Raw genomic sequence first — 297 nt, 5'->3', positions numbered from 1 at the left:
GAGCGCGTTTGGTGTCTTTTGTTGCCCCTCCCCCCCCCCCCCCCCCCCACCCCCCCCCCCCCTCCGGCCCGTCCCCTCCCGTTGGGGGAGTTGGTGAAGGTGGGTGGGGGCTGGCCGCCGTAAGCCAAACCGGGCCCTACGGCCCGCACCGGACCACCTACGTGCACTCCTACCGGCCTTTTCCCACCCATCCCACGGGAGGGGACGGGTCGGAGCGGGGGGGGGGGGGGGGGGGGGGGGGGAGGGAGGGGGGGGGGGACACCCCCGCCACAGCCTCCTGCGCCTCCCCACCACACC

Source organism: Streptomyces sp. NPDC029466, from assembly GCF_055574515.1.
Note: the sequence above shows the minus strand (reverse complement) of the source record.